The sequence below is a fragment of the Geminicoccus flavidas genome (genome assembly GCF_009806515.1).
GTDB classification, from domain to species: domain Bacteria; phylum Pseudomonadota; class Alphaproteobacteria; order Geminicoccales; family Geminicoccaceae; genus Geminicoccus; species Geminicoccus flavidus.
Map to the genome: position 1 here is coordinate 1 of NZ_WUJP01000894.1, position 16,638 is coordinate 16,638.

Below are 16,638 nucleotides of genomic sequence, written 5' to 3' on the forward strand. Positions count from 1 at the left end.
TGACGCCACCACCGCAATGGGTGCGCGTCGTCGGCGGCTTCACCGAGCATCAGTTCGCCGAAAAGCGCCTGCCGACGCTGGACGAGATCAATGCCGCAGCACCGGACACGCCGGTCTTCATCCTGCACCTCTACGACCGCGCTTTGCTGAACGGCGCGGCCCTGCGGGTGGTCGGCTATGACAAGGACACGCCCGACCCGCCGGGCGGCGAGATCCAGCGCGATGCCGCGGGCAACCCCACCGGGCTGCTCCTGGCCAGGCCCAACGCCACCATCCTCTATGCGACACTGGCCAAGGGGCCGAAGCTGCCCCCGGAGTACCAGCTCAACTCGACGCGGCATTTCATGCGCGAGATGAACCGGCTGGGCGTCACCACGGTGATCGATGCCGGCGGGGGGTTCCAGAACTACCCGGACGACTACGCCGTCATCGAGCAGCTCCATGCGGATGGCGAGCTGACCCTGCGCATCGCCTACAACCTCTTCACCCAGAAGCCGCAGGAGGAGCTGGCGGATTTCGCGGGCTGGGCGCAGCAGGTGAAGCCCGGCCAGGGCGACGATCTCTACCGCCACAACGGTGCCGGCGAGATGCTGGTCTACAGCGCGGCCGATTTCGAGGACTTCCGGGCCGAGCGCCCGGAGATGCCCCCCTCGATGGAGGGCGATCTCGAGCCGGTGGTGCGGCTGCTCGCCCAGAACCGCTGGCCGTGGCGCCTCCATGCCACCTATGACGAGACGGTCACCCGCGCACTCGACGTGTTCGAGAGGGTGGACCGTGACGTGCCCCTGAACGGCCTGCACTGGTTCTTCGACCATTGCGAGACGATCAGCGACCGCAACATCGACCGCATCGCGGCGCTGGGCGGCGGCATCGCCGTGCAGCACCGGATGATGTTCCAGGGCGAGGATTTCGTCGCGCGCTACGGTGCCGAGGCGGCCGCGCGGACACCGCCCATCGCGCGCATGCTGGAGGCGGGCGTGCCGGTCGGTGCGGGCACGGACGCCACGAGGGTCGCCAGCTACAACCCCTGGGTCTCGCTCGCCTGGCTCGTCACCGGCAGGACGCTGGGCGGCCTGCAGCTCTACCCGGAGCGCAACCTGCTCGACCGCGAGAGCGCGCTCCGGCTCTGGACGGAAGCCAATACCTGGTTCTCGACCGAGGAGGGCAAGAAGGGCCAGATCAGGCCGGGGCAGCTCGCCGACCTGGTGGTTCTCGACCGCGACTACATGTCGGTACCGGAGGACGAGATCCAGGACATCGAGAGCGTGCTGACCCTGCTGGGTGGCAAGCCGGTGCACGGCAGCGGCGCGTATGAGGGGCTGGCCCCGCCGCTGCCGCCGGCAATGCCGGACTGGTCCCCGGTCAGGCGCTTCGGCGGCTACCAGAGGCGCGCAGAACTGGTCGACCGCGACCATGCCTTCGCCGCCGCCTGCGGCTGCACTCATGCCTGCGGCGTCCATGGCCACGCCCACGCCAGGGCGCTCGCCGCCGCCACACCCGCGCGCGACGAGGCCGCCTTCTGGGGCGTGCTCGGCTGTTCCTGCTGGGCCGTCTGAGCATGGACGATCAACCCGGGATGCGCGTCATGCCAGGCTCGCCAACCGCCGCCACCCGGCCGGCCGTCCAGAACCTGCTCGGCCAGTCCTGGCTGGCCCTCGTCGCCAGGGTCGCGGTGGCACTGCCCTTCCTGCTCAGCGGCATCGCCAAGCTGACGGATTTCGGCGGTGCCACGGCCGAGATTCGTGGCCTGACCGGGCTCGAGCCGGCAGCACTCTTCGCCCTGCTGGTCATCGTGACCCAGCTCGGCGGCTCGGCCCTGCTGATCGCCGGGGGGCGCCACGCCTGGGTCGGTGCGGCCGGGCTCGCGGGATTCACGGCGCTGGCGACGCTGTTCGCCCATGCCTTCTGGCTGAAGCCGGCGGCCGAGCGCTTCCTGCACCAGAACATCTTCTTCGAGCATGTCTCGATCATCGGCGGCCTGGCCCTGCTGGCCATCCTGTCCAGCCGTTCCAGCCGCGGTGCGGGCCCATGATGGCGGGCGCGCCGGACACCGGCCGGAAGACCCTGCCATCGTCGGCATTCGCGCCGTTGCGGCAGCCGGTCTTCGCCGTGCTGTGGGCGGCGACGATCCTCGGCAATGTCGGCACCTTCATGCGCGACGTCGCCAGCGCCTGGCTGGTGACCGACCTGTCCGGCTCGCCCGCGGCCGTGGCGATGATCCAGGTCGCCGGCACCTTGCCGGTCTTCCTGCTGGCGATACCGGCGGGCGTGCTCTCCGACATCGTCGATCGCCGCAGGCTCCTGATCAGTGTCCAGGCCATGCTCGGCCTGATCAGCGCCGTCCTGCTCTCGCTGGCGCTCGCCAACCGGCTGACCGTCGAGATCCTGGTCGGGCTGACCTTCCTGGGCGGGATCGGCGCTGCGCTGATGGGGCCGACCTGGCAGGCGATCGTGCCCGAACTCGTGCCGAAACCGGAGCTGCGCGACGCGGTGGCGCTCAACTCGCTGGGCTTCAACATCGCCCGCTCGATCGGCCCGGCACTCGGCGGTGTGCTGCTGGTCGCGTTCGGGGCGGCCGCGACCTATGGCGCGGATCTGCTGAGCTATGTCGTCGTCATCGCCGCCCTGCTCTGGTGGCGCCGCCCGGCCGGGGCCGACGACGCGCTGCGCGAGCACTTCGGCGGCGCCTTCCGGGCCGGGCTGCGCTATGCCCGCGCCAGCCGCGAACTGCACCGGGTGCTGCTGCGGTCCGTCCTGTTCTTCATCTGCGCCAGCGCGATCTGGGCGCTCCTGCCGCTGGTGGCGCGCCAGCTGCTCGGTGGCGGTGCTGGCTTCTACGGCCTGCTGCTGGGTGCGGTCGGCGCCGGGGCGATCATCGGTGCCGCGGTGCTGCCGCGGATCCGGGCGCGCACCGGTCCGGATGGGGTCATGCTGGGCGCTACGCTCATCACCGCGGCGGTCACCGGGGCACTGGCGGCGGCACCGCCGCAATGGCTGGCCGTCCTGCTGCTCCTGGTTCTGGGGGCTGCCTGGATCGCGGCGCTGACCACGCTGAACGGCACGATCCAGGCCATCCTGCCGAACTGGGTGCGCGGCCGCGGGCTGGCGATCTACCTGACGGTGTTCAGCGGGGCCTCGGCCGCCGGCAGCCTGCTCTGGGGCCTCGTGGCGGAAGCAATCGGCCTCCATGGCACCCTGGTGGCGGCGGCCGCGGCACTGGTCGTCGTCGCCTTCGCCGTCCGGCGCCTGAAGCTGCCGATGGGCGAGGCCGACCTCACGCCTTCGTCGCACTGGCCCGAGCCGGCCATCGCCTGGCCGGTCGAGCATGATCGCGGTCCCGTCACGATCACGATCGAGTACCGCATCGCCCCCGAGAACCGTGCCGGCTTCCTGGCCGCCATGAGCCGGCTGGCACCCGAGCGGCGTCGCGGCGGCGCCTTTGCCTGGGGTCTCAGCGAGGATGCCGCCGAGCCGGAGCGCATCGTCGAGTGGTTCATGGTGGAATCCTGGGCCGAGCATCTGCGCCAGCACGCGCGGGTCTCGCGGGCCGACGCCGACATCCAGGCCGAGGTGGCGCAGTTCCATGCCGGGCCGCATCCCCCGGTCGTCACCCATCTGCTCGGGCTGCACAGCCGGTCATGAGGCCGATCGAGCGGGAGCGGTGCGCCGGGCGGCGGTGGTCGTGGCGCGGTACCCTTCGGCGAGGACCCGCGCCGGACGCATGCATCACGAAGCCGGTCGGCCCGGTGCCCCGGCCGGCAGGATCACGGTGAAACCGACCTCGACGAGCTGCCCGCGAAGGGCCAGGCGCGGGGTCTCCACGATTGTGCTCGCGCAGGCTGGGCGGTCCGTGCCGTAGGCTGCCTTGCGTACTGCGCCGGCAACCGCGAACGCGGCGTCCATGTCTGTCACGAATATGGTTTCCTCGACGACGTGATCGAGCGTGGCGCCGAACTCCGCGAGTAGCTTCACCGCGTTCGCGTAGCTCGTGCGCATCTGGAGCTCCATGTTCGATGCGTCCAGGATCCTGCCCGTCGCATCGAGCGGCGCGGCGCCGACGAGTTGGCCCGTCTCGTCATGGCTGAGCTGGCCGGATACATGGATCGTCTGGCCGACCCGGACCGCCTGCGTGTAGCCGAACGCCTCCTCCCAGGGAACGCCGTGATAGGCCAGCTGCTTGTCCAGAAGTCCCGCTGCCTTGGTCATCTGCATCTCCCCTTGCCTGACGATCCGCGGTAACGCACAGGCTCGGATAGGTGCAATGATACTTTGGTCTGCAGCGAGCTGACCTTCCAGGTAGAAACCATGACTTGAGTCGACAAGGAGAAGCCGGAGAACAGGCCCAAGCCTACTGATCGGCTGGACAGGGCCCGGGCCTACCGATGGGCCACAACATGCCGCGTCTGCTGCCGCTCGCCCAGATAGCCGCCCAGCAGGCCGGCCAGGAACGGCAGCAGCCCGCGGTCAGCAGGTTGCCCAGGGTGAAGGTGCCGCTCAGCAGCAGGCCGATCAGCACGGCGATGGCCGCGGAGATGCCGGGCTCGAGGATCGTCCGCCCGGGCGACTTGCGGCCCACGATGTAGACGCCGATGGCAAAGCTCGCGATGCCGATCAGGGTGCCCAGCAACAGCCGCCCGCCGCTTAAGAGGGCTTAACAAAACCACCTTGTCACGAACTTGAAGCAGATCAGGCTGGCAGCGAGCAGGTGGAATGCCTGAAGGATATCGAGACGGCGTTCATAGCGGATGACGAGCCTACGGAAGCGGCTGAACCAGGCCAAAGTGCGCTCGATCACCCACCGGTGCCGGCCAAGCTTCTCGCTGCTCTCGATCCCGTGCCTTGATCCTGGGCATGATGCCCCGTTTGCTCAGGGCTTTGCGGCAGAAGTCGAAATCGTAACCCTTGTCGGCGTGCAGCTTGGCCGGCTATTTCCTCGGTCTGCCGATGCACTGCCGGACCGGCGGCACCACCTCGATCAGCGGCTCGAGGAACTTGTTGTCGTGTCGGTTCGCCGCCGTGAGGAGGAGAGCGAGTGGAATCCCGTTGCCGTCCGACGAGGAGGTGCCGCTTGCTGCCGAGCCTGCCGCGGTCCGTCGGGTTCGGTCCCGTCGCCTCGCCCCCCTTTTCGCTGCAAACGATGCACTGTCGACTGCAGCTCGACTCTAGTCGATGGCATGGCCTTGCCCAGCCGGTCGAGCAGGACGCGGTGCAACCGCGCCCATACGATGGCCACGAACAGGCGCAGCTTGCCTTCTTCCGTACTGACCTCGGCAATGTCGATGTGGAAGTAGCCGATCGGGTAGCTGGCAAAGCGCTTCTTCTTAGGCTAGTCGCCGTTGATCTTGGGCAACCGGCTGATCCCATGCCGTGTCAGGCAGCGGGGCAAGGACGACCGGGTCAGGTGCGGGATGGTGGGCTGCAGGGCGTAGAGGCAATCGTCGAGCGGCAGCAGGGTGTGTCGGCGGAACACGACGATGATCGCTTCCTTCTCAGGCGTCAAAACCGTCGAGCGGACCTCCTTCGGCCCCATGCGGGCGCCGGCTGTGGTCTGCCGCTTGCGCCACTTCTGGATCGTGGTCGGGCTGACGCCATAGCGCTTGGCCAGCGCTCTTATGCTCTCTTGGTGCAGCTGGATCGCACGACGGACCGCCTCCGTCGTACGGGCGCTGCCGTGGAGAAGCTGACCCATAGCGCATCCCTCGCCGTTTGGTGGTCAACTGTACCACCACACTGTGAGATCAAACATTTAGTGACAATGAGGTCAAATTTTCTCTGCAAATCTTCAGCCGAATGAAGATCCTGAGCGCACCTGGGTGAAGGTTGCCCACCGCGCTTCGGCCGCTCGACTTGGTGCGTCTTGAATCCTAGCTTGCACCATCGGCTTGACGGCGTCGAGGGAACTCGCCCAGCGCCAAGCGGCTCGGCCTAGACCTCCGCCATGGTTGGACATTGAGCCCACTTCGATGAAGTCCAGCAAGCCTTTCTTCTGGTAACGCCAAGCGGTCGAGGACGAGATCTCGAGATGCTCGGCGATGCGTGCCATGCCGTAGATCACGCGGTCGGTCATCGGCTCCTCGATGCACTGACATAGTTGCCCTCTTTTCATGCCATGCCCTCGATGCTGCAAGCGCGTCGATGGGGCGCTTGATGTCGTGGTGGCAGCGGGCGCCCTTCTTGAGGTGCCTATCATGTCTGAGCTCCCCTTTTCGATCTTCAGCTGGAGTATCGCTCACCGAACGAATTGCGCCCAGCACCCGGCCATGCGCGCAATCACAGCCCGGAGCAGATCCGCCAGATCATGTTGAGCATCCAGACCTTTGGCTTCACCAACCCGGTGCTGGTGGACGAGGCCGGACGGATTCTGGCAGGGCACGGCCGGGTCAAGGCGGCGACCCAGCTGGGCATGGACCGCGTGCCGACCATCCAGCTCGCGAAGATGAGCGAGGCCGACAAGCGGGCCTATGCCTTGGCCGACAACAAGCTGGCCCTGAACGCCGGCTGGGACCAGAAGCTGCTGGTCAAGGAGCTGCGCTACATCCAGGAGCTGCAGATCGACTATGATCTGACGCTCACTGGCTTCTCGACCCCGGAGATCGACCTGTTGTTCGAGGCGGATGCCGCTCCGCCGGAACCGCCCTTGCCGATGATGACCAGCCCGGTGGTGAGCCAGACGGGCGACCTCTGGCTCTTGGGCCACCATCGCTTGTTGTGCGGCGATGTCACCACGCCGGCTGACCTGGACCGCCTGATGGCGGGCCGGCAGGCCCAGATGGTGTTCACCGACCCGCCCTACAACGTGCCGATCGACGGCTTTTGCACGGGCGCCGGCCGCAACCACCATGCCGAGTTCGCCATGGCGTCCGGCGAGATGAGCGAGGCTGAGTTCACCCGCTTCCTGGAGAGCATCCTGCGCTTGCTGGCGGAGCGCTGCTTCGATGGGGCGCTCCTCTACAGCTGCATGGACTGGCGCCATCTCCAGCAGCTTCTGCAGGCTTCCCAGCAGGCAGGGCTCGCTCTCGTCAACCTGATCGTCTGGGCGAAGACCGCGCCGGGCATGGGCTCGTTCTACCGCTCCCAGCACGAGCTGATCCCGTTGTTCCGCAAGGGTGGCGGCAAGCCCATCAACAACGTCGAGCTCGGCCGTCATGGCCGCAACCGCTCCAATGTCTGGAGCTATGCGGCACCCTCCATGTTGGGTGGCGGGCGGCCCGACGAGGTCCGCCTGCACCCCACCGTCAAGCCGGTGAAGCTGGTGGCGGACGCGCTCCTGGACGCCTCGCCGCGCCGCGGCATCGTGCTGGACCCGTTCCTCGGCAGCGGCACCACGCTGCTGGCGGCGGAGAACACCGGCCGGCATGCCTTTGGTTGGAGATCGAGCCCCGTTACGTCGATCTCTCGATCCGGCGCTGGCAGGAGCAGACCGGCCGGTTGGCCATCCATGAGCCGAGCGGCCAGAGCTTCGATCAGCTGGCGCAGAAGCGGGCGGCGGAGGTGCGCGATGCCGCGGGACTATGAGGTCGGCTACGGCAAGCCGCCGGTGCACACCCGCTTCCGACCGGGCCAGTCCGGCAACCCGCGCGGCCGGCCGAAGAGCAGCTTGAACCTCGACACCCTGCTCCAGCAGGAGCTGGCGGAGAAGATCCTAGTGCGCGAGGGGAATAAGGCCCTGCGCGTGTCCAAGAAGCAGGCGATGGTCAAGTCGCTGGTCGCCAAGGCGCTCAAGGGCGAGGTGCGCGCCATCCAGCTGCTCATGGCGATGTTGCAGCAGCAGGAGGCCAAGCAAGGCCCCGCTCCGGTCGAGGTCGAACTCTCCGCCGACGAGCGTGAGGTCCTGGCCCAGCTGGAGCGGCGCCTGCTCCGCGGCAAGGTCAACCCGGGGGAGGCGTCGTGATCCCCTCACCTGCCTTGCTCGACCAGATCCTGCGTCGGGATCTGCTCGCCTTCCTGCACCGCGTGTTTCAGACCGTGCTGCCGGGCGAGACCTACCTGCCCGCCTGGTATGTCGAGCTGCTCGCGGACCGGTTGGAACAGGTGCGTCTGGGTACAATCAAGCGGCTGATCATCTGCCTGCCGCCGCGCTACCTGAAGTCGCTCTGCGCCTCGGTGGCCTTTCCGGCCTGGGTGCTGGGGCATGATCCGAGCCGCCAGCTCCTTTGCGTCAGCTACGCCCAGGAGCTGGCCACCAAGCACGCCCGCGACTGCAGGGCAGTCTTGGAGAGTGCCTGGTACCGGCGGGTGTTCCCGCACACCCGCCTGGACCCGACCAAGTGCAGCGAGGCGGAGCTGACGACGACCAAGCGCGGCTTTCGCCTGACCACCTCGGTCGGCGGTACGCTCACCGGCCGAGGCGGCAACCTGTTGATCATCGACGATCCGCTCAAAGCCCAGGATGCTTATTCCGAAGCCAAGCGGTCGGCGGCCAACAAGTGGTTCCGCACCACCGCCTTCTCCCGGCTCGACAACAAGCAAGACGATGCGATCGTCATCGTCACCCAGCGCCTGCATGTCGATGACCTGGTGGGTCATCTGCTGCAGGAGGACCCGCAGGGATGGACGGTGCTGCGTCTGCCGGCGATCGCGGACGGGCACGAGCAGCATCAACTCCTGGATGGCACGGTCGTGGAACGCCAGCCAGGCGAGCCCCTGCATCCGGAGCGCGAGGGGCTGGCTAGCCTGGAGCGGACCCGGCGCCAGCTGGGGGCGGCGGCCTTTGCCGCGCAGTACCAACAAGAGCCCCTGCCCGAAGAAGGCGGGCTGATCCAATGGAGCTGGTTCAAGACGTACCTGGCCCCGCCTGCGAAGCAGCCGGGCGATGAGCTGGTGATCAGCTGGGACACCGCGTCCAAGGCCGAGGAGTTGCATGACTGGTCGGTCGGCACGGTCTGGCTCCGCCACGGCCAGGACCACCATCTGCTCGAGGTGATCCGGGTGCGTCTGGACTACCCCAGCCTGCGCCGGCGGATCCTGACCGAGGCGGAGCGCTGGCAGGCGGATGCCGTCCTGATCGAGGACAAGGGCAGTGGTACTTCCTTGCTCCAGGACCTGCGCGGCCAACTCCATCCGATCGCGATCGTGCCCGAGGGCGACAAGGTGGTGCGCTTCCATGCCCAGTCCTTGAAGATCGAGCAGCGGATGGGATGGCGGATGACGGGGGTGCTGACGGATGGGCAGTGTGCGGTGCTGGCGCCGCTGATCGAGGCCTGCCGTCCACACAAGACCCAGCACCATGACCTGCGGCGTACGATCGAGGCGATCATCTGGCGCTGCCAGAACGGCGCCAAGTGGCGCAGCCTGCCAGCCGAGTTTGGCCCCTGGTGGATGGCGGCGCAGACCTTTATCCGGTGGGGCAAGCTCGGTGTGTGGGAACGGTTGCTGGCCATGGCGCAGCAGCATGGCGTGCAGTTGGGCAGGACCTTCTTGGACGGCAGCAGCATCCGCGCCCATCAGAAAGCGGCAGGTGCGGCCAAAAAGGGGGCGATGGAACCCGACGTCCTGCGGGTGAGGCTCTTGGTCGATCTCGTGGTGGCTATGGAACGAAAGCCTGCGTGATCGCCGACGGCAGCGGTCGTGCCGTCGCCTTCAGCCTGGCACCCGACCAGGCGCACGAACTGCGACAAGCTGTCGGCCTGCTTGCCCGGCTGCCGGGCGTGCCACGCTGGGTAGTGGCCGATCGCGGCTATACCAGCCATGCCTTCCGCGACCATATTTGGAACCTTGGTGCCCGGCCCGTGATCCCGCTGCAGCGGCACGAAGCACCGGTCGCCTGCCCCGCCTGGATCTACCACAACAGCAATCGCGTCGAGTGCCTCTGGGCCAGGCTCAAAGAGTGGCGAGCGGTTGCTACCTGCTATGAGAAGAAGGCCAGCTCCTTCATGGGCGTCCTCTGCCTCGCTGCCTCCCTCGATTGGCTCAAGGACTAACGGGCCCTAGAGGCTTAGGGCTGCGCGCTACCGTACTATCGAGGATCCGTAGATCCGCCTCTACGGCCTCGCTGCCAGGTGCATGGCGGCGTGGTGTGGGCCTTCAGCGCTGCACTGCGCGAAGCAATCGAGATCGATCCCCGCTATGGCGGATATCTCAGCTGCGATCTCACTGCGTATGTTGTCGCCGTGAACGCAGACATCGGCAAGATCGAGGTTGGCTTCATCGACAGGTCCGACCCGGCCAATTCCACCGGCCGCAAAGGGCTTGGTGAGGTCGTGATGGCGGGTGCAGCGGCAGCGATCGCAAACGCCATCTTCCATGCGACCGGGAAAGCGCCTGCTCTCGATGCCGTTTCGGATCGAGGACCTGCTTTAGCGATGATGATTGAAGGTGACTAACATCCAGTTTGAGGCAGTCACCTCGACATTGTCCATGGCGATCGGCACATTTGGCGGCCGGGCGGCTTGCAGAGGTTCGCGGCCGGATGCTCAACTGTCTTGCTTTCGCAACCATGGATGTAACACGTTCGCGGCCAGAACGAAGGGATCTGCATCCAGGCGCTTCGTGAGCAGATAGAACCATGCGTGCGCGACGATTGATTCGGCCAGCACTTCCAGATCGGCATCGTCCGCCAGTTCGCGGCGCTTTTCCGCCCGGCGCAGAACCGGCAGCCAATCGGCAACACGCTCCTTCCTGAAGGCGGTCAGGGCTTCTGCCACGCCATCGTCGTGTTGAGCCTCGGCGATGATGAGCGAGAACAGTCGGCCCTCGTTCTGCCAAGCGCCGAACACGCGGGCGTATGTTCGCGCGACGTCCTCGACCAGGGAACCCGTATCCTCTCGCGTGCTGCCGCCCTTGGCCCGAACGTACAGCGCCAGAAGCAGCGCGCCCCGGTTGGGCCACCACCGGTACAGCGTGGTCTTGCTGGCCCGAGCCTCGCGCGCGATCGCGTCGGTCGTCAGTCCTCGAAGGCCCTTGCGCCTCAAAAGATCGGCAGCGGCGTCGAGAATGGCGTCCGACGTCTCGGGATTGGGGCGCGCGCCGATCGAACGGCGGCTGACCGCAGGGCGGCTCATGGAGCGAACCTTCTTAGCGTTGACATATAAGTACGGCTAGTATCTATATGGGTACCAGTCGTATCCATAGCGCGTTGACCGTTGTCGTTTAACGCAAGTCGACCGTCAACCTGCGTTAGGTAGGTTCTATCAGGAGATCGCGATGTCGGATGAAAACAGTCGGGAATGCCAACATTCTGAGGGATTTCTCGTCCTCTCGCGACGCAGTGCGCTGCTCGCAGGCGCATCGGTGGTGCCGACTGCGCCATTCGTCAGGTCCGCAAAGGCACAGGACGCGGTCAGTCCTCTGGCGCTTCCCGTGTCGGCCGAGCATTCTCTTACTGTGCGGACCAATATCAACGGCGGAGCGTTCGAGATCAACCTAGATGCACGCACGTCATTGCTGGACATGCTCCGCGAGCATCTCGGTCTGGCAGGCTCGAAGAAAGGGTGCGACCACGGGCAATGCGGCGCATGCACCGTGCATGTCGACGGGCGCCGCGTCGCCTCGTGCCTGACCTTGGCAGCCAAGGTCGAAGGGCGCGAGGTGACGACAATCGAGGGCCTGTCCGACGGTGACAGGCTGCATCCGATGCAGCAGGCCTTCATCGATCACGACGCACTGCAATGCGGCTATTGCACGCCCGGACAGATCATGGCGGCGGTCGCCTGCGTTCACGAAGGAAACGCGACCTCGTCGGAGCGCATCCGCGAGTACATGAGCGGGAATATCTGCCGCTGCGGTGCCTATGTCGGGATCGTCGCCGCCATACAGGATGCGGCAGAGCGGATGGAGCGCGGCTGATGCAACCGATCCGTTACATAAGGCCGTCAACCGTCCGGGAAGCGATCGCAGCCCATGCAAGCCTGGGTGACGGCGCTCGTTACATAGCGGGTGGAACCACCCTCTACGACCTGATGAAGCTCAATATCGAGAGGCCGACCGGCCTCGTCGACGTGACCTTCATCGAAGGACTGGAGACGATCGACACGTCTGGCGACACGTTGCGCTTCGGGGCAAACGCGAGAATGGCGGACGTTGCGACGGATCCGATCGTCCAGTCGCAATATCCCGTTCTGTCCGAGGCCCTTTCGAAGGCGGCATCGCAGCAACTGCGCAACATGGCCACGGTGGGCGCAAACCTGCTCCAGCGGACGCGATGCATGTACTTCCGCAACGGATATGGCGGAGCAAGCGGCGGCGCTGCCGACTATCCTTGCAACAAGCGCATTCCGGGCAGCGGATGCGCAGCGATTGGCGGCCTCGATCGAGGGCAGGCCGTGCTCGGCGTCAGCGACGCCTGCACTGCCGTCTCGCCCGGCGACTGGCCGGTCGCGCTCGTCGCGATGGATGCACGGATCGAAGTCGCCGGTCCCGGGGGCGAGAGAATGCTTCCGATATCGGAGCTTTATCCCCTTCCAGGCGAGACGCCGCATATCGAGTTCACCCTTGAGCCCAGTGAGATCATCGTCGGGATCGTGATCGGCAAGAATGCGGCCGGGGCGAGATCGACCTATCACAAGATCCGGGACAGGGAATCCTTCGCCTTCGCGCTCGCGTCAGCAGCCGTCGCCCTAGAGATGTCCGGCGACAGGGTCAACGCTGCCCGCATCGCACTGGGCGGCGTCGCAACCCGGCCATGGCGCGCCGACGCCGCGGAAGCCATGCTGATCGGTAGCGATCTGACCGACGATCTGGCAATGGCGGCAGGCCGGGCCGCCTTTGCCGACGCCGTGCCCGGGCGGTCGAACGGCTTCAAGGTCGAGCTCGGCGCCCGGACCGTCGCCGACGCGATTATGATCGCCGCCGCGCGGAGGCCCTTGTGATGCAGGGCGCGCCGTTCGCCGATCGCGCAAGGGTCGATGCACTGGAGAAGGTCCTGGGCAAGCCGATCTACGGGGCGGATATGCCGCTGCCAGGGATGCTGCATGCGATAACGGTGCCCGCCCGCATCGCCAAGGGTCGCATGACCGCCTTGCCGATCGAGTCCGCCATGAGGGTCAAAGGCGTGGTCCGTGTATTCACGCCGGACGATTTCGGCCCAGCGCCCGTGCCCCCGGCCGGACGATACGCTCCACCTCCTCCGATGCTGATATGGGACATCACCTTTCGTGGCCAGCCGGTCGCGCTGGTGGTGGCGGAGACGCTAGAGGCTGCGATCGAAGCGGCGGAAGTCATCCGCCCCGAATTCGAAGAGCAGCCGTTCTCCGTTCTCGCTGATGCCGACAACGGCGTCGTGCGAGATGCGGTCGACGACGTTGCGGCGGGCAACACGATGGCCGAACTTGCACGCGCGGCCATCGTCATCGACCAGACCTACACGTCGCCCACGCAGCACCATAATACGATGGAGCTCCTCTCGACGACGGCCGTCTGGGCAGAGGGCCGGCTGACGGTGCATGAGGGGACGCAGCGATCGTCGGGTGTCCAGCACGATCTTGCCAGAGCGCTTGGGATCGATCCGGCGATCATCGAGGTGAAGAGCGCCTATGTTGGCGGAGGCTTCGGACAGCGCGGACCGACGCAATGCCAGACGGCCATCGTGGCACGTGCCGCGATGATCCTCGGTCGTCCGGTGAAGCTCGTCACACCGAGAAGCCAGATATTCCATGTCGCGACCTACCGGCCGATGAGCGTTCACCGCATTCGTCTGGGTGCCGATGCGGAAGGGCGCATGGTGGCTGTCCGGCACGACGCGGAGCAGGAACAGTCCCGGCTTGGCATGGATCCGCCACCCGATCGCTATCATGACGCGCCGCCGCGCATCTACGGGATACCGAACTATCTCGGCACGTCTACCTACCTAAGGCTCGACCGCCAGAATCCGGGCTTCATGCGCTGCCCACATCCGCAGCCGGCACTGTTCGCGTTCGAGAGTGCCATCGACGAAATGGCGATCGCGCTCGGAAGGGACCCGGTCGAGTTCCGCCTCGCAAACGGTGCAACCACCGATCCGCTGACGGGAAACCCGCTTTCGTCCCGGTTCCTCGATGAGTGCCTTGCTGAAGGCGCCCGCAGGTTCGGCTGGGAGCAACGCAACCCGCTGCCGCGCTCGATGACAGCAGCCGATGGAACGCAGATCGGATGGGGCGTCGCGGCCGGCGCCTATCCCTCCATGATGGTGCCCTCAATCGCGTCCTTCCGCGTGAGCGCCGACGGCAGCGCGAGGATCGCCCTGTCGGGGCACGAGATGGGTCAGGGTATCCGAACGGCGATTGCTCAAGCCGTGCTCAAGCATATCGACATCGATGCCGAACGTCTTGAGATCGCCATCGGCGACACATCCCGCGCGCCGCAGCATATCACGGTCGGCTCATGGGGAACCGCAGGCGCGGTGCCAGCGGCAGAGGCCGCGGCGAGGCGAATGCGGGCACGCCTGATCGAACTGCTCGACGGCCGCAACGTAGCCGGGAACGCTCATCGCCAGCTTGCCGCTGTCCGGCGTCCCTATCTCGACGTCGAGGTCGCTCAGACGGCCCCGGGCCAGGATCGCGAAGAGGCGCTGTCCGCGCTGCGGAGGGGCGGCTATGCCGTCGGTGGGCCCGAATATCCGGGCTTCACCGCCATGAGCTACATCGCCCATTTCGTCGAGGTGCGCATCGAGCCGAGAACCAGGCGCATCCGCGTGCCGCGAGTTGTCAGCATCGCCGATTGCGGGCGCGTGATCAGTCCGCGCACGGCACGTAGTCAGATCTATGGCGGTGTTGTCTGGGCGATCAGCGCCACCTTGCGCGAGGAAACGGAAATCGATCCCCGCTTCGGTGGCTACCTGAACTGCGACTTCGCCGACTACGTCGTCGCTGTGAACGCTGACATCGCCGATATCGAAGTTGGCCTGATCGACAAACCCGACCCGATGGCCAACGAAAGCGGACTTAAGGGGCTTGGAGAGGTGGTTATGGCGGGCGGCTCGGCGGCAATTGCCAATGCCATTCACCATGCGACGGGCGTTCGTGTCCGGCATCTTCCAATCCGTATCGAGGATCTTCTTTAGCTCCCCGGAGGAACATCCGATGCCTTCCATACCATTCAGCGAACGTGCAAGGATCGACGCCTTCGAGAAGGTGCGCGGCAGGCCCATCTATGCCGCCGACATTCCTGCGGCCGGCATGCTCCACGCCATGACCGTTCCCGCCGGGATCGCGCTCGGCACCATGACGGCCCTCCCGGTCGAAGAGGCCATGGCGGTGCCGGGCGTCGTTCGGGTTCTCACCCCGGTCGATTTCCCGGCGGCAGCGGAGGCGAGCGATTGGCCGCCGCCCCCGACCCTGACCTGGGACATCGCCTATCGCGGGCAGCCGGTGGCGCTCGTCATCGCCGAGACACTCGAAGCGGCGATCCAGGGCGCCGAGGCGATCCGTCCTCGCTATCGGGAAAGGCCATTCGCAGCGCTGATGGACAGCGAAGGTGCCGAGCGCGAACCGGTCGAGGATACCGTCGCCGGCAACGCCATGCCTGCCGTCGAGCGTGCCGCCACGTTGATCGACCAATCTTATCGGTCTCCGACCCAACATCACAATCCGATCGAATTGCTCTCGACGACGGCCGTCTGGCAGGGCGGACGGCTGACCGTATACGAAGGGTCGCAATTTACCACCGGGACCAGAAACGCAATCGCCGGCGCTCTTCAGATCGATCCGGCGATCGTCGAGGTCAAGAGCGCCCATATCGGCGGCGGGTTCGGTCAGAAGGGTATTCCGCTCCGCCAGTCCGCCATCGTCGCGCGCGGTGCCATGCTGCTCGGGCGGCCGGTCAAGCTGGTCACGCCGCGCAGCCAGATCTTCCATACCGCCACTTACCGTCCGCGCAGCCTTCATCGGATCAGGCTGGCCGCCGATCAGGACGGTCGGATGGTCGCCGTCCGTTACGACGCGGAACAGGAGCAATCCCGTGCCGGCTCCTTCCCTCCGAACGAATATCATGAGGCTCCCAGCCGGCTCTACGACATCCCGAACTATCTCGGTTCCGCGGCGAACCTGCGGATAGACCGGCAGGATCCCGGCTACATGCGTGCGCCCCACCCGCAGGCTTCGTGCTTCGCTCTTGAAAGCGCGGTGGACGAGTTGGCCCATGCCCTCGGCCGCGACCCGGTGGCGCTTCGGCTGGCACATGACACGACGATCGATCCGCTGACCGGCAATCCGCTCTCCTCACGTTTCCTCAACGAATGCATCCGCGAGGGTGCTCGCCGCTTCGACTGGTCGGCGCGCTCGCCTGCTCCGGGGTCCATGGTCGGCGAGGACGGAGCCCGGATCGGGTGGGGCATGGCGTGCGGCGCCTATCCGTCCAGCATGACGGCCTCGGTCGTGACGTTCCGGGTGAGCGCGGACGGCACCGCACGGATCGCCTTGTCGGGCCACGAGATGGGCCAGGGTATCCGCACCTCCATCATGCAAGCCGTCCTCAGGCACATCGATGTCGATCCGCATCGTCTCGAAATCGTCATCGGCGACACCAGCGCCGCGCCGCAGCACATGACGGCCGGTTCCTGGGGTTCGGCCGGGGCGATCCCGGCCGCGGAGAAGGCAGCGCGGCAGATGCAGGACCGCCTCGATGAATTGCTGGACGGGCGATCGATCACGGGAAATGCGCATCGCAAGCTCATGACCGTGAGGCGGCCCTATCTCGAAGTGGAAATCACGCAACTCGCGCCCGGCC

At 66.4% G+C, this 16,638-nt stretch carries 13 protein-coding genes and 4 pseudogenes; 11 read left to right on the forward strand and 6 right to left on the reverse strand.

Annotated features, from left to right (window positions below):
* The 3 genes from EQG76_RS25510 to EQG76_RS25520 all read left to right on the forward strand — a co-directional run.
* A partial coding sequence (locus EQG76_RS25510; RefSeq protein ID WP_159717525.1) for an amidohydrolase occupies positions 1-1,556 on the forward strand: 1,556 nt, incomplete at its 5' end.
* A 29-nt stretch (positions 1,557-1,585) separates the two neighbouring features.
* On the forward strand, positions 1,586-2,032 hold the full coding sequence (locus EQG76_RS25515; protein WP_159717527.1) for a DoxX family protein: 447 nt from the start codon (positions 1,586-1,588) through the stop codon (positions 2,030-2,032).
* Positions 2,032-3,642 carry an MFS transporter gene (locus EQG76_RS25520; protein WP_159717545.1) on the forward strand — a complete coding sequence of 537 codons (1,611 nt, stop codon included), beginning with the start codon at positions 2,032-2,034 and terminating at the stop codon, positions 3,640-3,642. Before EQG76_RS25515 ends, EQG76_RS25520 begins: the two co-directional genes overlap by 1 nt.
* Before the next feature lie 84 nt (positions 3,643-3,726).
* Here EQG76_RS25520 and EQG76_RS25525 read toward each other — a convergent pair whose 3' ends face one another.
* From EQG76_RS25525 to EQG76_RS25545, 5 genes and pseudogenes are all read right to left on the reverse strand, one after another.
* On the reverse strand, positions 3,727-4,206 hold the full coding sequence (locus EQG76_RS25525; protein ID WP_159717529.1) for a RidA family protein: 480 nt from the start codon (positions 4,204-4,206) through the stop codon (positions 3,727-3,729).
* Between the two features lie 142 nt (positions 4,207-4,348).
* A complete protein-coding gene (locus tag EQG76_RS25530; RefSeq protein WP_159717531.1) occupies positions 4,349-4,627 on the reverse strand; it encodes a hypothetical protein in 279 nt (92 codons plus the stop codon).
* 24 nt (positions 4,628-4,651) lie between these two features.
* Positions 4,652-5,224 (reverse strand): annotated as a pseudogene (locus tag EQG76_RS33690) (IS5 family transposase); the annotation flags it as partial.
* Positions 5,225-5,689 (reverse strand): annotated as a pseudogene (locus EQG76_RS33695) (helix-turn-helix domain-containing protein); the annotation flags it as partial.
* 93 nt (positions 5,690-5,782) lie between these two features.
* A complete protein-coding gene (locus EQG76_RS25545; RefSeq protein WP_159717533.1) occupies positions 5,783-6,067 on the reverse strand; it encodes a hypothetical protein in 285 nt (94 codons plus the stop codon).
* 231 nt (positions 6,068-6,298) lie between these two features.
* On the opposite strand from EQG76_RS25545, the gene EQG76_RS25550 reads away from it, so the two are divergent.
* The 4 genes and pseudogenes from EQG76_RS25550 to EQG76_RS25570 form a co-directional block, all read left to right on the forward strand.
* The gene (locus EQG76_RS25550) at positions 6,299-7,891 is read left to right on the forward strand and encodes a DNA methyltransferase (RefSeq protein ID WP_456237665.1); all 1,593 of its coding nucleotides are present in this window, start codon (positions 6,299-6,301) and stop codon (positions 7,889-7,891) included.
* 929 nt (positions 7,892-8,820) lie between these two features.
* Positions 8,821-9,096 (forward strand): annotated as a pseudogene (locus EQG76_RS32480) (phage terminase large subunit family protein); the annotation flags it as partial.
* A gap of 57 nt (positions 9,097-9,153) precedes the next feature.
* A protein-coding gene (locus EQG76_RS25565) for an IS5 family transposase (protein ID WP_159717547.1) occupies positions 9,154-9,920 on the forward strand; the annotation gives its coding sequence in 2 pieces (ribosomal slippage) (positions 9,154-9,466 and positions 9,466-9,920; 768 coding nt in all).
* Between the two features lie 66 nt (positions 9,921-9,986).
* Positions 9,987-10,299, forward strand: a pseudogene (locus tag EQG76_RS25570) (xanthine dehydrogenase family protein molybdopterin-binding subunit); the annotation flags it as partial.
* 113 nt (positions 10,300-10,412) lie between these two features.
* On the opposite strand, the gene EQG76_RS25575 reads toward EQG76_RS25570, so the two are convergent.
* Complete coding sequence (locus EQG76_RS25575) at positions 10,413-11,000, reverse strand: TetR/AcrR family transcriptional regulator (protein WP_159717537.1); 588 nt, start codon at positions 10,998-11,000, stop codon at positions 10,413-10,415.
* 142 nt (positions 11,001-11,142) lie between these two features.
* Between EQG76_RS25575 and EQG76_RS25580 the strand changes: the two genes are divergently transcribed.
* The 4 genes from EQG76_RS25580 to EQG76_RS25595 form a co-directional block, all read left to right on the forward strand.
* Entirely contained in the window at positions 11,143-11,784 is a 642-nt protein-coding gene (locus EQG76_RS25580; RefSeq protein ID WP_159717539.1) for a (2Fe-2S)-binding protein, read from the forward strand.
* Complete coding sequence (locus tag EQG76_RS25585; RefSeq protein WP_159717541.1) at positions 11,784-12,806, forward strand: FAD binding domain-containing protein; 1,023 nt, start codon at positions 11,784-11,786, stop codon at positions 12,804-12,806. Before EQG76_RS25580 ends, EQG76_RS25585 begins: the two co-directional genes overlap by 1 nt.
* Entirely contained in the window at positions 12,806-14,974 is a 2,169-nt protein-coding gene (locus tag EQG76_RS25590; protein WP_159717543.1) for a xanthine dehydrogenase family protein molybdopterin-binding subunit, read from the forward strand. The genes EQG76_RS25585 and EQG76_RS25590 overlap by 1 nt, the downstream gene beginning before the upstream one ends.
* Positions 14,934-16,638, forward strand: a 1,705-nt coding sequence (locus tag EQG76_RS25595; protein WP_200841119.1) for a xanthine dehydrogenase family protein molybdopterin-binding subunit, incomplete at its 3' end; no start/stop codon positions are given. The genes EQG76_RS25590 and EQG76_RS25595, both read left to right, overlap by 41 nt.

Excerpts from the sequence above, each read along its gene's own strand:
- EQG76_RS25515 (WP_159717527.1), top strand. The coding sequence starts at position 1,586 with ATGCCAGGCTCGCCAACCGCCGCCACCCGGCCGGCCGTCCAGAACCTG.
- EQG76_RS25520 (WP_159717545.1), top strand. The coding sequence starts at position 2,032 with ATGGCGGGCGCGCCGGACACCGGCCGGAAGACCCTGCCATCGTCGGCA.
- EQG76_RS25525 (WP_159717529.1), bottom strand. The coding sequence starts at position 4,206 with ATGACCAAGGCAGCGGGACTTCTGGACAAGCAGCTGGCCTATCACGGC.
- EQG76_RS25545 (WP_159717533.1), bottom strand. The coding sequence starts at position 6,067 with ATGACCGACCGCGTGATCTACGGCATGGCACGCATCGCCGAGCATCTC.
- EQG76_RS25550 (WP_456237665.1), top strand. The coding sequence starts at position 6,299 with ATGTTGAGCATCCAGACCTTTGGCTTCACCAACCCGGTGCTGGTGGAC.
- EQG76_RS25575 (WP_159717537.1), bottom strand. The coding sequence starts at position 11,000 with ATGAGCCGCCCTGCGGTCAGCCGCCGTTCGATCGGCGCGCGCCCCAAT.
- EQG76_RS25580 (WP_159717539.1), top strand. The coding sequence starts at position 11,143 with ATGTCGGATGAAAACAGTCGGGAATGCCAACATTCTGAGGGATTTCTC.
- EQG76_RS25585 (WP_159717541.1), top strand. The coding sequence starts at position 11,784 with ATGCAACCGATCCGTTACATAAGGCCGTCAACCGTCCGGGAAGCGATC.
- EQG76_RS25590 (WP_159717543.1), top strand. The coding sequence starts at position 12,806 with ATGCAGGGCGCGCCGTTCGCCGATCGCGCAAGGGTCGATGCACTGGAG.